The following is an 18,805-nucleotide window of genomic DNA, read 5'->3' on the forward strand; positions in this document are numbered from 1 at the left end:
GCTGTTAATTATGGAAAGGTTGTAGGTCGACACGCGCCATCATTGCGGCCAACTGGGTACGATCGGTAACGCCCACATTGCTCTGGCTGACGGCCATTGCCGCCACGGCGGTTGCAAGACGCAGGGTGTGCTCGCTGGATTCACGCATCAGCAGGCCGTAGATCAGCCCGCCAACCATTGAATCACCGGCACCCACGGTGCTGACAACTTCACAGGCAGGTGGTTTTGCAATCCATTCGCCTGAAGCATTCACCCACAGCGCGCCTTCGGCACCGAGGGAGATCACCACGTGAGCAATACCCTGCTCGCGCAGCAAATGTGCTGCTTCAATCACATCTTGTAATGTCGGTAACTTGCGGCCAGCCCAGATTTCCAGCTCGCGGCGGTTAGGTTTCACCAGCCACGGCGCGGCTTTCAGACCGGCAACCAGCGCCTCGCGGCTGCTGTCAAAGATGATGCACGGGCAGTGAGTGCGTAACGTGGTCATCCACTCGGTAAAGGCTTCAGGATCGACGCCTGCAGGCAGGCTGCCGCTGACGCAGACCATGTCGAACTGGCCCAGCCAGGTCAGGGAATCGGCGGTGAAGCGATCCCAGTCCTGTCCGGTCACTTCAAAACCGGAGAAGTTCAGATCGGTAACATCGCCGCCCTTCTCGGTCAGCTTAACGTTAATACGGGTACGGCCTTCAACCACCTGGAAGCGGTTGGCAATGCCGAGGTCGCTGAACAGATGCTGGAAGCCATCCTGGTTTTCTTTACCGAGGAAGCCGCCGACGGTCACGTCGATGCCCAGATCTTTCAGCACCTTAGCAACGTTAATGCCTTTACCGGCCGCGTGCAGCCCGGTGGTTTTCACCAGGTTTACTTCACCGCGTTCGATTTCCGGCGTGTAACCCACCAGATCGTAAGCCGGGTTCAGGGTAATAGTGGCAACGCGTCTGCTCATGCTGCCCCCTCGCCCAGACCGGCGGCGATGGCTTCACCAATCGCGTCCAGCGCGGCGCGCGCATCTTCACCGCTGGCGGTAAAGCGCAGGCGATGGCCTTTTTTCACGCCCAGCGCCACGACTTTCATCAGGCTGCGGCCGTTAGCCGGTTTGCCGCTGCCGTCGAGGTTGGTGACGGTCACGTCGCAGTTGAACTGCTTGATTACGCTGACCAGCGCGGTGCCCGGACGGGCATGCAGGCCATGTTCGTTACGAATGGTGAACTCTTCGGTCAGTACGTCAGCCTGTTCGGACACTTCGCTGGTCAGCAGCGCGAGGATACCCGCCGCGTCGGCCTTCAGCAGACGTTCAGCTTTCCGGGCAATCAGCAGATCGCTCAGGTAGTTCAGCACGGTCAGCGGCTGGTCGTCGGCGACGGCCACGGTGATCAGCAGCGAAGCGCTTTCACCATTGACGTCGATCGGCGCGGCGGCACGGCTGACGGCCACGCCGCTACCCAGGTTACCGGTGGTGCTGTCGCTGAGCCAGATGCCCTGCCCCAGATTCAGCGGCTTCGCGCCGATGACGCTGCTGACGAAGGACGCATCAACCGCGCCAGCCTGCTGCAGACGACCGGCGTTCAGCGCCTGAAGCGTCATCAGATCGCTGGCGGCCACGTCGGTGGCAATCAGCGAAGTATCGAATTTGAACTCAGCGCCCTGCTTTTCGCCCATCAGCAGGCTGCGCAGCGTTTCCGCTGAATCGGTGGTTTTCAGCTGTTCAGCCACGCTGTCATCGCTCAGGACGTGAGTCAGCTGACGCAGCAGCGCCAGGTGTTCATCCGATTTGGCGGCGATGCCGATGACCACGTAGGCAGTCTGATCGTCGCCCCAGGCAATACCTTGCGGGAACTGGAACACCTGCACGCCGGTTTTCAGGACCAGATCGCGTGTATCGGTGGTGCCGTGCGGGATGGCAATACCGTTACCCAGGTAGGTAGAGGTCTGCTGCTCACGGGCAAGCATACCGTTAACGTAGCCTTCGCCCACGTTACCGGCAGCGGTCAGCGCGGCGGCAACCTGACGAATGGCATCTTGTTTGTCGGACGCCTGCGCACCGGGCTTAATGGCGTTGAGTTCTAACTGGAACATGGTTCTCCTCGCTGCTGAATTTGAATCGTTTCAGCTAATTTGAGAAAAAAAGCGCTATCCCTGAGCAAACAACCTGCGGAGACAACGCTGAAACGTTTCAAGGATTGTGGTCGTTATTGATGTGTTGTGGCAAGTTTTACTGCAAACGACATAGCAGATTTTTGACGGTCCGCACATTTTGTTGAGATTTGTCACAGAAAACCCCCGGCGCTATGGCTTTAGCTGAAGGGGTGCTGAAAGCAGGGGGATTTATCAGGAAAAGTGCTGAAGAGAGGTTAAGCAAGGGGCTTGATGGTTAGAAAAGTGCTGAAGAAAGGTTAAGCAGGGGTCAGATGGCAAGAAAAGTGTTGAAGAGAAGTCAGAAGAGGTTTGATGGCCAGATATGCTGATTTCAGCGCCCGCGCGCCTAAGGCGCCGTTGCGGCTTCCAGATTCACCAGATAGGTCATCGCGTCAAGGCTGCTGGTGCCGCACATATCCCGCGAAGGCTGCAATCCACCGCACACCTTTGGTCGCAGCGGGGAGCCAAAAATATTGCATAAATTGCGGTCATTAAGCTGAATACAGCGGGTGTTGGCCGGCTTGCCGTTGGGCATGCCCGGGATCGGACTGGAGATGGAAGGCGCAATACAGCAGGCTCCACAATCAATACGGCATTCCATCAGATAATCTCTACGCTAAGTTACAGGGCGCCACATTAGCAGAAGCCCTTTCGTTACGATACAGAATGTCGCGAATGTCAGATTATATCGTGAAGTGTGGCCTTATCCGCTGTAAACCACCGACGCTCGGGATATCCTCATGATTACAATTCCCGCTTTTTTCCGCTTAGCCATGCAGGCAGATCTTGCCTGAAAGCCCGGGCGCGAGTACCTTGTCGCGATAAATTTTCCTCTCTTCCACGTGAGATCCGTTTTATGCCAAGAGCGAATGAAATCAAAAAAGGTATGGCCATCAGCTACAACGGCAAACTGCTGTTGGTAAAAGACATTGATGTGCAAAGCCCAAGCGCACGCGGTGCGTCCACGCTGTACAAAATGCGCTTCACGGATGTACGCACCGGGCTGAAGGTTGAAGAGCGCTTCAAAGGCGATGACATCCTCGACACCATTTCTCTCAGCCGCCGCCAGGTCACCTTCTCTTATATAGACGGTGACGAATACGTCTTTATGGATGACGAAGATTACACCCCGTACAACTTCAAGCAGGATCAGATCGAAGACGAACTGCTGTTCCTGCCGGAAGGCGGCATTCCCGGTATTCAGGTGCTGACGATGGATGGCCAGATCCTGGCGCTTGAGCTGCCGCAGACCGTGGATATGGAAATTGTTGAAACCACGCCGGGTATTAAAGGTGCCTCTGCCAGCGCCCGTACTAAGCCGGCAACGATGAGTACCGGTCTGGTTATCCAGGTACCGGAATATCTCAGCAACGGTGACAAGATCCGCATTCATATTCCCGAACGTCGTTATATGAGCCGCGCAGACTAGTTCTGCCGGACAGGGGCGATGTGCAATGACATCGCCCTTTTTGTTATGTTATAACAAAAAGAAAACGCATTAACTGGAGCAATGATGACCCGGGTAAATTTGATCACCGGCTTTCTTGGCAGCGGAAAAACCACCACGCTGCGGCATTTACTGGCGAATAAACCCGACGGTGAAAAGTGGGCGGTACTGGTCAACGAATTTGGCGAAGTAGGTATTGATGGTGCGCTGCTGGCAGAAACCGGTGCCGTGCTGAAAGAGATCCCCGGCGGCTGTATGTGCTGTGTGAATGGGCTGCCGATGCAGGTTGGACTGAATATGCTGCTGAAGCAGTCAAAGCCGGATCGGCTGCTGATTGAACCTACCGGCCTGGGTCATCCGAAACAGATCCTCGATATGCTATCGGCCAGCGTGTACGAACCCTGGATCGATCTGCGCGCCACGCTCTGCCTGCTCGATCCGCGCCAGCTGCTGGATGAACGGGTGGTGGATAATGAAAACTTCCGTGACCAGCTGGCCGCCGCCGATATCATTATTGCCAATAAACAGGATCGCTGGGACGACACCAGCCGCCAGGCGCTGCTGAACTTCCAGCAGCAGTCAGCCTCCGGCCGCACGCTGGTTACCACCCAGCACGGCGAGATTGATGCAGCGCTGCTGGACACCCCACGCCGCAATCTCCGAGAGTTACCTCATCCCGCCCATCATCATCACAGCACCGCACCGTCGCGGCTGGCGGCACTCAAGCCTGACGACAACATGCCGTGGCGGCGAGCGCTGAATGAGGGCCAGGGATACTATGCCTGCGGCTGGGTTTTCAACGGCGATACGGTGTTTGATACCATCGGCCTGTTGGAGTGGGCAAGGCTGGCACCGGTTTCCAGGGTGAAAGGCGTCATGCGGATTGCGGAAGGTATGGTCAGCATTAATCGTCAGGGGGCCGACTTCCATATTGAGACCCGCAGCGCCGAGCCGCCGGACAGCCGCATTGAACTTATCGACGATGCGCGCGCGGATTGGAACAGTTTGCAAACTTCTTTGTTGAAACTTCGTTTACACTATCAGGGATAATCTACGCCGCGACTTAGCTAATGACTTTCTGGTATTTATGACGACTAAACGCTTACTGACCATCCTTTTACTCAATGCGCTGGGGTTAATCCTCTTTTTCTCCTGGTATCTTCCCGCAGGCCACGGCCAGTGGTTTGCCATCGATAAAGGGATTTTCTACTGGTTCAACGACCGCATGGTGACCAGTAAACTTCTGCTGTGGCTGGTAGCCATCACCAACTTCCGCGCATTTGACGGCGTCTCTCTGTTGGCGATGGGCGGTCTTTATCTGCACTTCTGGCGTCGTGAAACGCCGCAGGGCCGCCGCAGAATGCTGGCCATCGGCATCACCATGCTGATTACCGCCGTGGGCCTGAACCAGCTCGGTCATCTGATCCCGGTTTCACATGCCAGCCCGACGAAATATTTCCCGGATGTGCATCATGTCTCACAGCTGACCGGTATTCCGACCAAAGACTCCTCGGCGGACAGTTTCCCCGGCGACCACGGTATGATGCTGATTATTTTCGCCTGCTTTATGCTGCGCTATTTCAGCCGCCGCGCGTTTGCCCTGGCGGTGCTGATCGTACTGGTGTTTGCGATGCCGCGCGTGATGATTGGCGCCCACTGGTTTACCGACATTGCCGTAGGTTCCCTTTCCGTGGTGCTGGTGGGAATGAGCTGGTGGCTAATGACTCCGGCCAGCGACTATCTCGTGAACTGGCTCTATCGTCATTTACCGGGTAAATATAAACCGGCCAGGTAATTCCCCTTATAAACCTGCAGTACATTCCGCATTAAGGATAAATATTTTTCTTATCTTTAATGCGGATGAGAAATCAATTAGCAGGCTAACATAGTGAATCACTCAGAACATTTCATTATGCCTGCGCAGGCAAGCTCAACAAGGTAACCAACTGTCATTCTTTGAGATTATTCCTAATCTCACAGCCGCTATACCTTCTGTCACAAAGCCGTGCTGTCCGGCACGCTAAAACCGCCAATATTGTCCGTTCTCTGACCAAATGCGTATCTGGTTATTTCACATCAAAAAAACCTATAAAAAAGTACTTAAAACCCCTCGCCATGGGAGTTGTAATGGGGTAACCTCGTTTCCGGTTAGGCAAAATGGGTAAAATATTTCGGTCTGTTACATTTTAAAACGTGCTCGCTAACACATTTTAAAGATTCCGAAATTGTCATCTTGTGATGCGCTAATTAATCTCGTTTCGTTTCGCATTTTAACTAACGACTCTGTCGTTAAGGACTTCAAGGGATTACAAACATAATGGTCAAGTCTCAACCTATTCTGAGATATATCCTGCGGGCAATCCCCGCCGTCGCATTTGCGGCACTTTTGTCAGCATGTAGTTCGAACAGCGGGCACAATGTACAAACTGATACTCATGCAGTTAAAGACCAGAATGGTTTTTTACTTCAAGCGTCTCAGGATGAATTCGAACAGATGGTTCAGAACGTGGATATTAAATCCCGTTTAATGGATCAGTACGCAGACTGGAAAGGCGTGCGTTATCGTTTAGGCGGTACCAGCAAACGTGGCATTGACTGCTCGGCCTTTGTTCAGACTACGTTTCGTGAACAGTTTGGTTTAGATCTTCCTCGCTCAACTTATGAACAGGAAGACAGCGGAAAGAGTATCCAGCGCGCGAAACTGCGCCCGGGTGATTTAGTTCTGTTCCGCGCAGGCTCTACGGGTCGTCATGTCGGTATTTATATCGGTAATGACAACTTCGTACATGCATCGACCAGCAGCGGCGTGATGATTTCTAATCTCAACGAGTCGTACTGGAAAAATCGCTACCGCGATGCACGCCGGGTTCTGAGCCGAACTCAAAGCTGATTTTATCCTTTGAAGTCTGCGAAACACGAGAGAAAAAGACGCTGCCCCGGCAGCGTTTTTTTTCGCCTGTTTTCCAGCAAAAAAACTATTGATAATCAAAAGAATATGAAGACAGAAACCCGCCGCCGTTATATCCTGCATTGCTTACACCAGAGAAGCTGTTTGTTACTAATAAATAATAAAAAACCGGCTATAACGGGAGATATCACCCCATGCCACTGCCAACAAACGTCACGCGACTGGTCCCCCAGCAGCGCAAGATAGTCTGTCTGAGTGCCGCCATTGGTTTTATTTTTTTTCTGTCGTTTATCGTTATTACCCTGAGTATCACCTGGAACCGCCATTCCGAAAGCCATAACCGGCTGGCTGGCTACACGCAAAGCTATGTCATCAACCTGTTCGGTGAACTTCAGCAAACCCTACAGCCTTTACAGGCCGCCGCCAGTATTGCCAGCTGCGACCAGGTTCGTAATGATCTGATCCAGCGCGCCGCATTCGCTCCTAATATTCGTGCCATTTTGCTGGTCAAAAACGGCGTGGCCTTCTGCTCCTCCGCCACCGGGCCAATGTCGCTGGCGGTAAAAAGCATTTCCCCCTTAACCGACATCGCTAAACCGCTGGATATTCGCCTGATCCCCGACACGCCAATGGTTCCGGGCAAACCCGCAATCGCCATTTGGCTGTCCGATGCCAATCACCCGTCCTACGGCGTGTTTGTCACTTTGAACGTTAACCTGACCCCTTACCTGCTGCTGACCTCCCGCCATCTGGAGATTGCCGGGATGGCGATAGCCACAAAAGATAACGCGCTAACCACCTGGAATGACGGAGTGATCAAGCTTGCGGATTTGCCGCAGCACCCGCTGCGTACGATTGCCATTTCCGGATACCCCCTGACGCTTTATTTCTATGGGGAAACGCTTCCTGCGCGCGATGTTCATGTCATCCTTCTCGCCGGACTGTTACTCAGCATCATCGCCGCCTTTGCCTGTTTCCTGGCGCTTTTACTGCGCCAGCGGCAGGGAAAAGAGATCCAGCTGGGCATGAAGCGGGGTGAATTTCACGTAGAGTATCAGCCGGTCATAGAAGCCAGTACCGGGCGAACTTACGGGCTTGAAGCCCTGTTGCGCTGGACACATCCGACCGAAGGCCGAATACCGCCCGACTCGTTTATCAGCTACGCCGAAGGACAAAACCTGATCGTCCCGCTAACCCGGCATTTATTTCAGCTCGTTGCACGGGATGCACACCAACTGTGCAAAACGATCCCTGCCGGAACGCGTCTGGGTATTAATCTTTCCCCACTGCATTTAAGCTACCCGACTTTTCGTCAGGACGTGCTCGATTGGCTGGAAGCCATGCCGCAAAATCATTTCGAATATATTTTCGAAATTACCGAACGCGCTATGGTGGATGACAACAGCGCGGATGAAATCTTCCATTGGATTCGCCAGCAAAATATTAAAATTGCGATTGATGATTTTGGCACCGGTCACAGTGCGTTAATCTATCTGGAAAAGTTTAAATTTGATTACCTGAAGATCGATCGGGGTTTTGTACTCAGTATTGGCACTGAAACCGTTAATTCTCCGGTACTGGACGCCGTGCTGAGTCTGGCGCAGAAACTGAATCTGAATACGGTAGCCGAAGGGGTGGAAACCGCCGAGCAGGCGCTGTGGCTGATCAATGGTGGTATCAGCCATATGCAGGGTTATTTATTCAGTCGGCCGCGAACAGTACCCCAGCTGGTGGATTATTTTATCGACCAGTCCGTGTCAAACGATCGCACGGTACTGGTTGGTTAGCATCAACTGTCAAAACGGGTAAAAAGGCTTAACTATCATTGCGCCCGGTTAGCTTTACTGTCAGTCTGACTTGCCTGTCTTTTTCAATAACCTTCGGGAGCCTGTTAAACCATGATTGTGCGCGTTGTTGCCCTTGCTTTATTCAGCCTGACCGCTGCCTGCGCGCAGGCTGAAAAGATTAATGAGAGCTACAGTTTTGCCCAGCTTGGTACTGCAAAATACGCCACAGGCTTCACGCATTTTGATTATACCAACCCGGCCGCGCCAAAAGGCGGTAGTATTACCCTCTCGGCGATTGGCACCTACGATAACTTTAACCGCTATGCCATGCGCGGCAGTCCCGGCGCGCGCACAGAAGCACTGTATGACAGCCTGTTCACCTCGTCCGAAGATGAGGTCGGCAGTCTCTACCCGCTTATTGCCGAATATGCCCGCTACCCCGACAATTATCGCTGGGTTGAGGTGAATATTAATCCACTGGCACGATTCCAGGACGGCTCGCCGATAACCGCCGCCGATGTCGCCTTCACCTTCAATATGTTTATGACTCAGGGCGTGCCGCAGTATCGCGTGTATTATAAAGGCGTCACCGCTAAGGCCATTTCCCGTCTGACGGTGCGTTTTGAACAGCCGCAGCCCGACCGCGACAAAATGCTGTCGCTGCTGTCATCACCGGTGTTCCCGGAGAAATTCTGGAAAAATCGTAATCTGGGTGAGCCACTCCCCTATCCACCGCCGTCCAGCGGACCCTATCGTATTACCGCCTATAAAGTCGGCCAGTCAATCACCTACTCACGGGTAAAAGATTACTGGGCAGCAAACCTGCCGGTGAATAAAGGGCGTTTTAACTTCGATAAAATCCGCTACGACTATTATCTCGATGATAACGTGGCCTTCGAGGCATTTAAGGCCGGTGCGTTTGATTTCCGGGCAGAAGGTTCGGCAAAAAAATGGGCCACGCAGTACAGCGGTAACAATTTTGAACGCGGCTATATCATCAAAGACCCGATCCCGAATACCGTTGCTACCGACACCAACTGGCTGGCCTTTAATATTCAGCGCCCGCAGTTTACCGATCCGAAAGTGCGTGAAGCGCTGTCGCTGGTGTTTGATTTCGACTGGATGAACAAGGCGCTGTTTTATAATGCCTATAAGCGAGTCGACAGCTATTTCCAGAATACAGAGTACGCTGCACGCAACTACCCTGACGCCAGCGAACTGGAAATACTTGCCCCGCTAAAGGGGCAGTATCCATCTGAAGTCATTGATAAAATTTATCAACCGCCCACAACTGACGGCAGCGGCTACGATCGGGGTAAACTCTTACAGGCACTCGATCTGCTCAAACAGGCAGGCTGGGAGCTGAAAAACCGACAGCTGGTGAATGTTAAAACCGGTAAACCGATGCGTTTCGAACTGCTGTTGCGCAGCGGCGGCAGCGACCAGTGGGTGCTACCGTTCCAACATAATCTGTCGCGTATCGGTATTACCATGGATGTACGCCAGGTGGACAGCTCGCAGTATCTTTCCCGCCTGCGCAGCCGTGATTTCGATATGCTGCCCTCGCCCTATGCCGCTTTTGCCACCCCCGATACCGGCCTGCAGTTTTACTGGGCCAGCAGCTATATCAATTCCAGCTACAACAGGCCGGGCGTCAATAGTCCGCTGGTCGATAATCTGATCGAACAGATTAACCAGCATCAGGGCGATAAACCGGCGCTGATCGCTCTGGGACGAGTGCTGGACCGGGTGCTGCTGTGGAACTACTACATGATCCCCATGTGGTACAGCGCCAGCGATCGTTATGCCTACTGGAATAAATTCTCGATGCCGACCACTCGCCCAACCTATTCGCTGGGCTTTGACAGCTGGTGGTACGATGTCAACAAAGCCGCACAGCTGCCGGCGCAGCGTCGTTAAGGAGCCTGATTGTGGGTGCGTATATTCTTCGTCGCTTACTGCTGATTATTCCCACCCTGTGGGCGATTATCACCATTAACTTTTTTATCGTGCAGATTGCACCAGGTGGCCCGGTCGATCAGGCCATTGCCAATATTGAGTTTGGACAGACCACCGGCCTGCCGGGTGCTGCCGGCGAAAACGCCTCCCACTCGCGAAGTTCGCTGAATGCCTCCCCCGCTGAGGGTCAGTATCGCGGTTCCCGAGGCCTGGATCCTGAGGTGATTGCCGAGATCACCAAGCGCTACGGCTTTGATAAACCGCTGCACGAGCGTTATTTCACCATGCTGTGGAACTATCTGCGCTTTGATTTCGGCGACAGCCTGTTCCGCAGTAGTTCGGTTATACAGTTGATCAAAGAAAGCCTGCCGGTGTCGGTGACGCTGGGACTATGGAGCACGCTGATTATTTATCTGGTTTCGATTCCGCTCGGCATCAAGAAGGCGGTACGCAACGGCAGTGCATTTGATATCTGGAGCAGCACGGCGATAATCATCGGCTACGCCATTCCCTCTTTCCTGTTCGGTATCATGCTGATTGTGCTGTTTGCCGGAGGCAGCTACCTCGACTGGTTCCCACTGCGCGGACTGGTCTCACCGCAGTTCGACAGCCTGCCGTGGTATGGCAAAATCACCGACTATCTCTGGCATATCACCCTGCCGGTGCTGGCGACGGTAATCGGTGGCTTTGCGACGCTGACCATGCTGACTAAAAACTCGTTTCTTGATGAGATCCGCAAGCAGTACGTCGTTACAGCCCGGGCCAAAGGGCTGGATGAGGAGAAAATTCTTTACCGCCACGTGTTCCGAAACGCCATGCTGTTAGTGATCGCCGGTTTCCCCGCCACCTTTATCAGCATGTTCTTTACCGGCTCGCTGCTGATTGAGGTGATGTTCTCGCTTAACGGTCTGGGTCTGCTGGGCTACGACGCGACCATTCAGCGCGATTATCCGGTGATGTTTGGCACGCTGTACATTTTCACGCTGATCGGGCTGCTGCTGAACATTATCAGCGATATCACCTACACGCTGGTCGATCCGCGTATTGATTTCGAGGGGCGCTGATGAGCCATTTAAATCCGATTAATCAGGCCCGCTGGGCGCGGTTTAAGCATAACCGCCGCGGATACTGGTCGCTGTGGATCTTCCTGGTGTTTTTCGTGCTTTGCCTCGGCTCCGAACTGCTGGCGAACGATAAGCCGCTGGTGGTGCACTATCAGGATCGGACCTATTTCCCGCTGGTGGTGAACTATACCGAAAGTGATTTTGGCGGGCCGCTGGACACCCCGGCAGATTATCAGGACCCATGGCTGAAGCAGCGGCTGGACAGTGCGGGTTGGGCTATCTGGGCTCCAATCCGCTTCGGCGATAATACAATTAACTTTGCCAGCACCCGCCCCTTCCCTTCCCCGCCTTCGCTGGAAAACTGGCTGGGTACCGATGCTAACGGTGGCGACGTGCTGGCGCGCATTCTCTACGGCACGCGGATTTCCCTGATGTTTGGCCTGATGCTGACGCTGTTTTCCAGCGTGATTGGCATTATCGTCGGCGCAACCCAGGGCTATTTTGGCGGTAAAGTCGATCTGTGGGGACAGCGTATTATTGAGGTCTGGTCGGGCATGCCGACGTTATTCCTGATTATCCTGCTCTCCAGCGTGGTGCAGCCCGGCTTCTGGTGGCTGCTGGCGATTACCGTGATTTTCGGCTGGATGAGCCTGGTCGGCGTGGTTCGCGCGGAATTTCTTCGCACGCGTAACTTCGACTACATCCGCGCCGCACAGGCGATGGGGGTCAGCGACTGGCGCATTATGTCGCGGCATATGTTGCCGAATGCGATGGTCGCCACGCTGACCTTCCTGCCGTTTATTCTTTGCGGATCGATCACCACGCTGACCTCGCTGGATTTTCTTGGCTTCGGGCTGCCAATGGGTTCGCCGTCGCTGGGGGAGCTCCTGCTACAGGGTAAAAATAATCTACAGGCTCCGTGGCTGGGGCTGACCGCCTTCTTCTCGCTCGCGATCCTGCTGTCACTGTTAATTTTTATTGGTGAAGCCGTGCGCGACGCCTTTGACCCGAGCAAGGTACACTGATATGGCGCTACTTTCGATTCAGGATCTGAGCATTGCTTTTCGCCAGGGCGGCGTTGAACGGCGCGTGGTGGACGGACTTTCGCTTTCGGTGGATGCCGGTGAAACCGTGGCGCTGGTCGGCGAGTCAGGCTCAGGTAAAAGCGTGACGGCGCTGTCGGTGATGCGGCTACTGCCTTCACCGCCGGTGGTTTATCCGCAGGGTGATATCCAGTTTGCCGGTCAGAGCGTGCTGCATGCCGATGAACGCACGCTGCGCGGCCTGCGCGGTAACCGTATAGCGATGATTTTTCAGGAACCGATGGTTTCGCTAAACCCACTGCACAACATAGAAAAGCAGCTTTATGAAGTGCTGTCACTGCATCGCGGGATGCGCCGGGAAGCTGCACGGGCCGAAATGCTCAGCTGCCTGGAACGTGTGGGCATCCGCAATGCGACCAGGCGATTAAATGATTTTCCCCACCAGCTTTCCGGCGGCGAGCGCCAGCGCGTGATGATTGCTATGGCGCTGCTGACTCAGCCCGAACTGTTAATTGCCGACGAACCCACTACCGCACTGGATGTGACGGTACAGGCGCAGATCCTCACCCTGCTGAAGGAGCTGAAGCAGGAGCTGAATATGGGCCTGCTGTTTATCACCCATAACCTGAATATTGTGCGCCAGCTTGCGGATAGCGTAACCGTGATGCGCAACGGCCAGGCTGTGGAACATAACAGCACACAGCAGCTCTTTGCCGCGCCGCAGCATCCTTATACTCGCCAGCTGCTGGATGCTGAGCCAGAAGGCCGGCCTGAACCCGCGGATACAGAACAGGCACCGTTGCTGAAAGTGGATAACTTACAGGTAGCGTTCCCGATTAAAAAGGGGCTGATGCGCCGCACGGTGGGCTATCACCATGCATTAAAATCGCTGAGTTTTAGTCTGCATCCGGGTGAAACGCTCGGTCTGGTTGGGGAATCCGGCTCCGGTAAAAGCACTACCGGACTGGCGCTGCTGCGGCTGATTGCTTCCGGTGGCGATATCTGGTTTAACAACCAGCCGCTGCACCAGTGGAACCGCAAGCAGATGCTGCCGGTGCGCCGCCAGATCCAGGTGGTGTTTCAGGACCCTAACTCGGCGCTGAATCCACGGCTTAACGTGCTGCAAATCATTGCAGAAGGGCTACAGGTTCATCACCCCGAGCTGGATGCAGGGCAGCGGGAAGCAAAGGTGATTACCGCAATGGAAGAGGTCGGCCTGGACCCTGAAACTCGCCAGCGCTATCCGGCAGAGTTTTCCGGCGGTCAGCGCCAGCGTATCGCCATCGCCCGCGCGCTAATCCTGCAACCGCAGCTGATCATTCTGGATGAACCAACCTCGTCACTGGACCGTTCGGTGCAGAAACAGATCCTCACCCTGCTGAAAAAGCTTCAGCAACAGCACCGGCTGGCCTACATCTTTATCAGCCACGATTTGCAGGTGGTGCGTTCGCTTTGTCATCAGGTCGTGGTGCTACAGCAGGGAGAAGTGGTCGAACAGGGGGAATGTGAGAAGATTTTTAATACGCCACAGCAGGAATACACTCGCCAGCTGCTGATGCTGGCCTGATCGCGAGATCGACGTGCTGCTACGGGTTTAGTTATGACGTTCTGCGGCCGGGTCAGGCTTAATCAAAACGTCTGGCGGTGGGGACAAGCTTGTTCAAATGTGGTGAGACTCAGCCTGACCTAATCGCGGCGTTCACCGGCAAAGGTTTCAGCAATACCGACGCCGAAATTCTTCAGGCGGCAGGTGGTGGTGCATTCATCCTGCCGATGAACAAACAGGCAGGGCTCACCTTCCAGCTCCAGTACGGAACACTCCAGCTGCATATCAGCCAGTGCCAGTTTGATGTTCTGCATAATTTCCCATGCAGAATCACCGTTGTGGCTCAGCAGGCGCAGCCCGATCAAGTCGTCATCGCTGTTTAACACATTGGCTGCCTGAGGTTCTACGGTGAAGCCGACAGGCCCACCGCAGCGTCGATAACTGGCTGGCAAACGATGTACCACTGAATGTTGTAATGTATTCAACATAGTCCCCCCCAGAGTGACTTTAAACAATTTTTTCACAATTATTTTACAAGGTAAATCATCAATTGTGGAAATAACTTTAACGTGCTGATAAACAGCATCATTTATCTCAGGCAGTTTTAATCACCTGACTTATCCACATTTTTTATAGTCTTTTTTTGAGAGGTAACTCTCATTTATTCGCTATATTTACCGCGTTACCCTCGGGATCACAACCGTTTTCGTAGCAATACTGTTACTTTTTCAGGGTTAGCATTTCACAAATAATCAACAGAACGGTGAGAATGCCCGGTACTTGATCAAATGCATCGCTGCCCGGCTACAGTCAGGCGTGCCCGGGTACGGAAGAGAAACAGCCCGCGAACAGGCTGGATGAACGATTCGAAGATCGATGTCTGAAGCGGATTAACGGATTGCAGCAGATACCCTTTACCTGAGCACCGGGTATTGGGTATTGGATTCTGGGTACTGGGTACTGGGAATACTACCGGGCCAAAAGCGGCCCGGCAGCAGAATCAGGCGGACTGAGCGTGGCGCGGGCGCGCCGCATAAAGGAACAGAACAATCGATAGCGTAGCGCAGATAAAGATCGCTGTGACCATCGGCCACGCACTGTTAAAGGTCATGGTAGACAACAGCGCTCCGGCCAGCGCGCCCACACCAAAACGCAGCGTGCCCGCCAGGGAAGAGGCGGTTCCCGCCATATGAGGAAACTCATCCAGGATCACCGCCATCGCATTCGATGACACCATCGCCACGCAGCCGATAAACATCGCCACGCCAAACACCAGCGGCAGGAAGCCGAGATCCAGCGCGCTAACCAGCAGCAGCCAAACCGCCATAGTGAACTGGACCAGCAGACCAAAGCGGAACATCGCCAGCGGACCAAAACGCCGAACACAGCGGCTGTTCAGCAGCGTCATCAGGAACAGGAACACCACGTTCAGCGCAAAGTAGTAGCCAAAGTCCTGCGGCGAAATATGGTTGAGCTCGATGTAAACGAACGGCCCGGCGTTCAGGAAGGAGAACAGCCCGGCAAACGAACAGCCGCTGGCCAGCATATAGCTGAACACTCGCTTATGGCGAAACAGCGAAAGGAAATTACCCAGCGTGGTACGCAAATTAAACCGCTGTCGCTTCTCCTTCGGCAACGTCTCCTTTATCTGGGTTACCACCAGCAGCGTGGTAATAATCGCCGCCACGGAAATCGTCCAGAAAATAGCGTGCCAGCTCCAGATCAGCAGCAGCCAGCCACCGACGATCGGTGCTAGCAGCGGTGCCACGGTGGTCACCAGCATCACGAACGACATCATGCGCGAGAATTCCTCTTTCGAGTAACTGTCGCGCATCAGGGCGCTGATCACCACGCTGCCCGCCGCCGCCGACAGGCCGTGCAGGAAACGCATATTGATCAGCTGCTCAATACTCTGCGAAAGCGCACAGGCGGCGGCAGCCACCGCAAAGATCAGCGTGCCTACCGCAATCACCGGCTTGCGGCCAAAGCTGTCCGCCAGCGGACCATAGATAAGCTGACCAAGTGCAAAGCCAAGAATATAGGCGTTGAGCGTCATCTGTACGCTGCCCGCCGACACGCCAAACTCGCGAGCAATCTGCGGCAGCGCAGGCAGATACATATCGATCGAAAGTGGCATCAGCATCGCCAACAGACCGAGGATCACCACCAATCCTGCGGAAGAATTCTTATCCTTTGACACTCACTGCCCCTTTGAAATTATTGTGCGCTAGCGCGCCAGCCCAACGCTGGCGACTTCTTCCTCAGTCAGCGCACGGTACTCACCCGGCTCCAGATCGGCATCCAGGCTGATATCGCCAATGCGCTCACGGTGCAGTTCCACCACGCGGTTCCCCACCGCGGCGAACATCCGTTTCACCTGATGGTAACGACCTTCACTGATGGTCAGGCGCACGTGATGCTCGTCGAGCGCTTCCAGCACCGCCGGTTTGGTCAGCGTCTTCTCATTGTGCAACTGCACGCCTTCGGCAAACTGCTGCGCCGTGTCGTCGCTCAGCGGATGCTCAAGAGTCACCAGATAGGTTTTCTCGCAGTGGTGGCGAGGAGAGGTAATACGGTGCGACCACTGACCGTCATCGGTCATCAGTACCAGACCGGTGGTATCAATATCCAGGCGTCCGGCGGCATGCAGCTTATAGGCGGTCGGCTCGGCGAGGAAATACAGCACGGTAGGATGATCGGGATCGTCGGTGGAACACACGTAACCCACCGGCTTATTCAGCATGAAATAGCGCGGCCCCAGCTGCTGCTGCAGCGGATTACCGTCAAACTCCACGGTGTTTTCCGGGGTCAGTTTAAATGAGCCATCGCGCACAACTTCGCCGTCAACGGTCACTCTTTTTGCTCGCAGCTCACGCGCGGCGATGGCGCGGCTGACTTCCAGCTGCTGGGATAAAAACTTATCAAGTCGCATTAACTCTGCACTGCCTGTATTTTGGAATGAAAACTGACGATTAACGTCTTGTGATGTGGCGCGAAGCGCTCATCCAGAATGGAATGCACAGTATAGCCGCAGAAGTCCCTGCATCACAGAGGGAATAGTCCTCATAACGCCCTTTCGTGGCATAATAGCCAAATATTTTTTCCGCAGTGAGTGTTCATGTCTTTTACCCTACGCCCCTATCAACAGGAAGCGGTGGATGCCACCGTCAGCTACTTTCGCCGCTCCGCCGAGCCGGCGGTCATCGTGCTGCCGACCGGCGCGGGCAAAAGCCTGGTGATTGCCGAACTGGCCCGCGTGGCGCGTGGTCGGGTACTGGTGCTGGCGCATGTCAAAGAACTGGTGGCGCAGAATCACGCGAAATATCAGGCTTATGATCTGGAGGCGGATATCTTTGCCGCCGGACTACAGCGTAAAGAGAGCCAGGCAAAAGTGGTGTTCGGCAGCGTGCAATCTGTGGCACGAAACCTGGCGCAGTTTGACGACCGTTTTTCACTGCTGATTGTTGATGAGTGCCATCGCATCAGCGATGCCGACGACAGCCAGTATCAGCAAATCATCAACCAGCTGCGCCAGCGCAATCCGCAGCTGCGTCTGCTCGGCCTTACCGCCACGCCCTACCGGCTGGGGAAAGGCTGGATCTATCAGTTCCACTATCACGGTATGGTGCGCGGCAGCGAACAGGCGATGTTTCGCGACTGCATCTATGAGCTTCCGCTGCGCTATATGATTAAGCACGGCTTTCTGGTACCGCCCGAGCGGCTGGACATGCCGGTGGTGCAGTATGATTTCAGTCGTCTGCAGGCGCAGGAAAATGGCCTGTTCAGCGAGGCCGATCTCAACCGTGAACTGAAACAGCAGCAGCGCATCACGCCGCATATCATTCAGCAGATCGTCGAATTTGCTCAAGAGCGTCAGGGAGTAATGATCTTCGCCGCGACCGTTGAGCATGCCAGAGAAATTCTCGGCCTGCTGCCGGACAGTAAAGCCTTAATCAGCGCCGGAACGCCCGCCGCCGAACGCGATGCGTTGATTACCGCCTTCAAGGCGCGTGAGCTGCTATATATGGTCAACGTCGCGGTACTGACCACGGGCTTTGATGCGCCCCACGTCGACCTGATTGCCATTCTGCGCCCCACCGAATCGGTCAGCCTTTACCAGCAGATTGTCGGCCGCGGACTGCGCCTCAGTCCGGGGAAAAGCGACTGCCTGATCCTCGACTACGCCGGTAATCCTCACGATTTGTTTACGCCGGAAGTGGGGACGCCAAAAGGGAAAAGCGACAATAAACCGGTGCAGGTTTTCTGCCCCGGCTGCGGTTTCGCCAACACCTTCTGGGGGAAAACCACCGCCGACGGCACAATCATTGAGCACTTTGGCCGCCGCTGCCAGGGCGTGCTGGAGGATGATGAAGGCAACCGCGAGCAGTGCGACTATCGCTTCCGCTTCAAGAACTGCCCGCAGTGCAACGCCGAAAATGATATTGCCGCCCGCCGCTGCCGCGAGTGCGACACGATTCTGGTCGATCCCGACGATATGCTGAAAGCCGCGCTGAAGCTGAAGGATGCGCTGGTACTGCGCTGTGCGGCCATGGTGCTGGAGGCCGGAAGCGACGAGCACGGCGAATGGCTGAAGGCGCGCTACTTCGATGAAGAGGCCACCGAGGTGAGCGAGCGTTTCCGGCTGAAAAGCCCGGCGCAGCGCACCGCCTTTGAGCAGCTTTTTTTACGCCCGCACCAGCGCGCACCGGGCGTGCCGCTGAACTGGAAAACGGCTGACGATATCATCAGCCTCCAGCCGCTGCTGCGCCATCCTGATTTTGTTGTCGCGCGTAAACAGCGGCATTTCTGGCAGGTGCGGGAAAAAGTCTTTGATTACCAGGGACGTTTTCGCCGGGCTAATGAGCTGCGCTGAGTTTATTACGTTGCCCGCAGCGGCAAACGAGGCTATAATGCC

The 18,805-nt window shown here is 54.7% G+C and carries 16 protein-coding genes; 10 read left to right on the forward strand and 6 right to left on the reverse strand.

What is annotated here, in order from left to right; translation table 11 throughout:
- Nucleotides 1-4: 4 nt before the first annotated feature.
- The 3 genes from fruK to JOE09_RS14175 all read right to left on the reverse strand — a co-directional run bounded on the left by fruK (nt 5) and on the right by JOE09_RS14175 (nt 2,737).
- A complete protein-coding gene (gene fruK, locus JOE09_RS14165; RefSeq protein ID WP_105591336.1) occupies nt 5-946 on the reverse strand; it encodes a 1-phosphofructokinase in 942 nt (313 codons plus the stop codon).
- Complete coding sequence (gene fruB / locus JOE09_RS14170; RefSeq protein WP_105591335.1) at nt 943-2,076, reverse strand: fused PTS fructose transporter subunit IIA/HPr protein; 1,134 nt, start codon at nt 2,074-2,076, stop codon at nt 943-945. Before fruB ends, fruK begins: the two co-directional genes overlap by 4 nt.
- 406 nt (nt 2,077-2,482) lie before the next feature.
- Nucleotides 2,483-2,737, reverse strand: a complete 255-nt coding sequence (locus JOE09_RS14175) for a YkgJ family cysteine cluster protein (protein ID WP_105591334.1) — start codon at nt 2,735-2,737, stop codon at nt 2,483-2,485.
- A gap of 255 nt (nt 2,738-2,992) precedes the next feature.
- Between JOE09_RS14175 and yeiP the strand changes: the two genes are divergently transcribed.
- From yeiP to yejF, 9 genes are all read left to right on the forward strand, one after another.
- Nucleotides 2,993-3,565, forward strand: a complete 573-nt coding sequence (gene yeiP / locus JOE09_RS14180; RefSeq protein WP_105591333.1) for an elongation factor P-like protein YeiP — start codon at nt 2,993-2,995, stop codon at nt 3,563-3,565.
- 84 nt (nt 3,566-3,649) lie between these two features.
- Nucleotides 3,650-4,633 (forward strand): CobW family GTP-binding protein, encoded by a 984-nt coding sequence (locus JOE09_RS14185; protein WP_205066502.1) that lies wholly within the window; start codon nt 3,650-3,652, stop codon nt 4,631-4,633.
- A gap of 37 nt (nt 4,634-4,670) precedes the next feature.
- The gene (locus tag JOE09_RS14190; protein WP_205066230.1) at nt 4,671-5,378 is read left to right on the forward strand and encodes a phosphatase PAP2 family protein; all 708 of its coding nucleotides are present in this window, start codon (nt 4,671-4,673) and stop codon (nt 5,376-5,378) included.
- A gap of 522 nt (nt 5,379-5,900) precedes the next feature.
- Nucleotides 5,901-6,473, forward strand: coding sequence for a bifunctional murein DD-endopeptidase/murein LD-carboxypeptidase (gene mepS / locus JOE09_RS14195; protein ID WP_200546204.1), 573 nt, complete (start codon nt 5,901-5,903; stop codon nt 6,471-6,473).
- Between the two features lie 212 nt (nt 6,474-6,685).
- Complete coding sequence (locus tag JOE09_RS14200) at nt 6,686-8,278, forward strand: cyclic di-GMP phosphodiesterase (RefSeq protein WP_205066231.1); 1,593 nt, start codon at nt 6,686-6,688, stop codon at nt 8,276-8,278.
- Between the two features lie 111 nt (nt 8,279-8,389).
- Nucleotides 8,390-10,198 (forward strand): extracellular solute-binding protein, encoded by a 1,809-nt coding sequence (locus JOE09_RS14205; protein WP_205066232.1) that lies wholly within the window; start codon nt 8,390-8,392, stop codon nt 10,196-10,198.
- Nucleotides 10,199-10,209: 11 nt separating this feature from the next.
- A complete protein-coding gene (locus JOE09_RS14210) occupies nt 10,210-11,301 on the forward strand; it encodes a microcin C ABC transporter permease YejB (protein WP_205066233.1) in 1,092 nt (363 codons plus the stop codon).
- Nucleotides 11,301-12,326, forward strand: a complete 1,026-nt coding sequence (locus tag JOE09_RS14215; RefSeq protein ID WP_200561283.1) for a microcin C ABC transporter permease — start codon at nt 11,301-11,303, stop codon at nt 12,324-12,326. The genes JOE09_RS14210 and JOE09_RS14215 overlap by 1 nt, the downstream gene beginning before the upstream one ends.
- A gap of 1 nt (nt 12,327) precedes the next feature.
- Entirely contained in the window at nt 12,328-13,911 is a 1,584-nt protein-coding gene (gene yejF / locus JOE09_RS14220) for a microcin C ABC transporter ATP-binding protein YejF (protein ID WP_205066234.1), read from the forward strand.
- A 119-nt stretch (nt 13,912-14,030) separates the two neighbouring features.
- Here yejF and JOE09_RS14225 read toward each other — a convergent pair whose 3' ends face one another.
- From JOE09_RS14225 to rsuA, 3 genes are all read right to left on the reverse strand, one after another.
- Nucleotides 14,031-14,378: a YejG family protein gene (locus tag JOE09_RS14225; protein WP_105591324.1), complete on the reverse strand. Its 348-nt coding sequence runs from the start codon at nt 14,376-14,378 to the stop codon at nt 14,031-14,033.
- Between the two features lie 512 nt (nt 14,379-14,890).
- Nucleotides 14,891-16,090 (reverse strand): Bcr/CflA family multidrug efflux MFS transporter, encoded by a 1,200-nt coding sequence (locus JOE09_RS14230; protein WP_205066235.1) that lies wholly within the window; start codon nt 16,088-16,090, stop codon nt 14,891-14,893.
- A 27-nt stretch (nt 16,091-16,117) separates the two neighbouring features.
- On the reverse strand, nt 16,118-16,822 hold the full coding sequence (rsuA, locus tag JOE09_RS14235; RefSeq protein ID WP_105591322.1) for a 16S rRNA pseudouridine(516) synthase RsuA: 705 nt from the start codon (nt 16,820-16,822) through the stop codon (nt 16,118-16,120).
- Between the two features lie 186 nt (nt 16,823-17,008).
- Here rsuA and radD point away from each other — a divergent pair, with 186 nt between their 5' ends.
- Complete coding sequence (radD, locus tag JOE09_RS14240) at nt 17,009-18,763, forward strand: DNA repair helicase RadD (protein WP_205066236.1); 1,755 nt, start codon at nt 17,009-17,011, stop codon at nt 18,761-18,763.
- Nucleotides 18,764-18,805 lie beyond the last annotated feature (42 nt).

The sequence above is a fragment of the Pantoea coffeiphila genome (assembly GCF_016909495.1).
In the GTDB taxonomy this organism is placed as follows: Bacteria; Pseudomonadota; Gammaproteobacteria; order Enterobacterales; family Enterobacteriaceae; genus Erwinia; species Erwinia coffeiphila.

Excerpts from the sequence above, each read along its gene's own strand:
- radD (WP_205066236.1), top strand. The coding sequence starts at position 17,009 with ATGTCTTTTACCCTACGCCCCTATCAACAGGAAGCGGTGGATGCCACC.
- rsuA (WP_105591322.1), bottom strand. The coding sequence starts at position 16,822 with ATGCGACTTGATAAGTTTTTATCCCAGCAGCTGGAAGTCAGCCGCGCC.
- JOE09_RS14175 (WP_105591334.1), bottom strand. The coding sequence starts at position 2,737 with ATGGAATGCCGTATTGATTGTGGAGCCTGCTGTATTGCGCCTTCCATC.
- JOE09_RS14205 (WP_205066232.1), top strand. The coding sequence starts at position 8,390 with ATGATTGTGCGCGTTGTTGCCCTTGCTTTATTCAGCCTGACCGCTGCC.
- JOE09_RS14215 (WP_200561283.1), top strand. The coding sequence starts at position 11,301 with ATGAGCCATTTAAATCCGATTAATCAGGCCCGCTGGGCGCGGTTTAAG.
- fruB (WP_105591335.1), bottom strand. The coding sequence starts at position 2,076 with ATGTTCCAGTTAGAACTCAACGCCATTAAGCCCGGTGCGCAGGCGTCC.
- JOE09_RS14225 (WP_105591324.1), bottom strand. The coding sequence starts at position 14,378 with ATGTTGAATACATTACAACATTCAGTGGTACATCGTTTGCCAGCCAGT.
- yeiP (WP_105591333.1), top strand. The coding sequence starts at position 2,993 with ATGCCAAGAGCGAATGAAATCAAAAAAGGTATGGCCATCAGCTACAAC.
- JOE09_RS14200 (WP_205066231.1), top strand. The coding sequence starts at position 6,686 with ATGCCACTGCCAACAAACGTCACGCGACTGGTCCCCCAGCAGCGCAAG.
- JOE09_RS14190 (WP_205066230.1), top strand. The coding sequence starts at position 4,671 with ATGACGACTAAACGCTTACTGACCATCCTTTTACTCAATGCGCTGGGG.
- fruK (WP_105591336.1), bottom strand. The coding sequence starts at position 946 with ATGAGCAGACGCGTTGCCACTATTACCCTGAACCCGGCTTACGATCTG.
- mepS (WP_200546204.1), top strand. The coding sequence starts at position 5,901 with ATGGTCAAGTCTCAACCTATTCTGAGATATATCCTGCGGGCAATCCCC.
- yejF (WP_205066234.1), top strand. The coding sequence starts at position 12,328 with ATGGCGCTACTTTCGATTCAGGATCTGAGCATTGCTTTTCGCCAGGGC.
- JOE09_RS14185 (WP_205066502.1), top strand. The coding sequence starts at position 3,650 with ATGACCCGGGTAAATTTGATCACCGGCTTTCTTGGCAGCGGAAAAACC.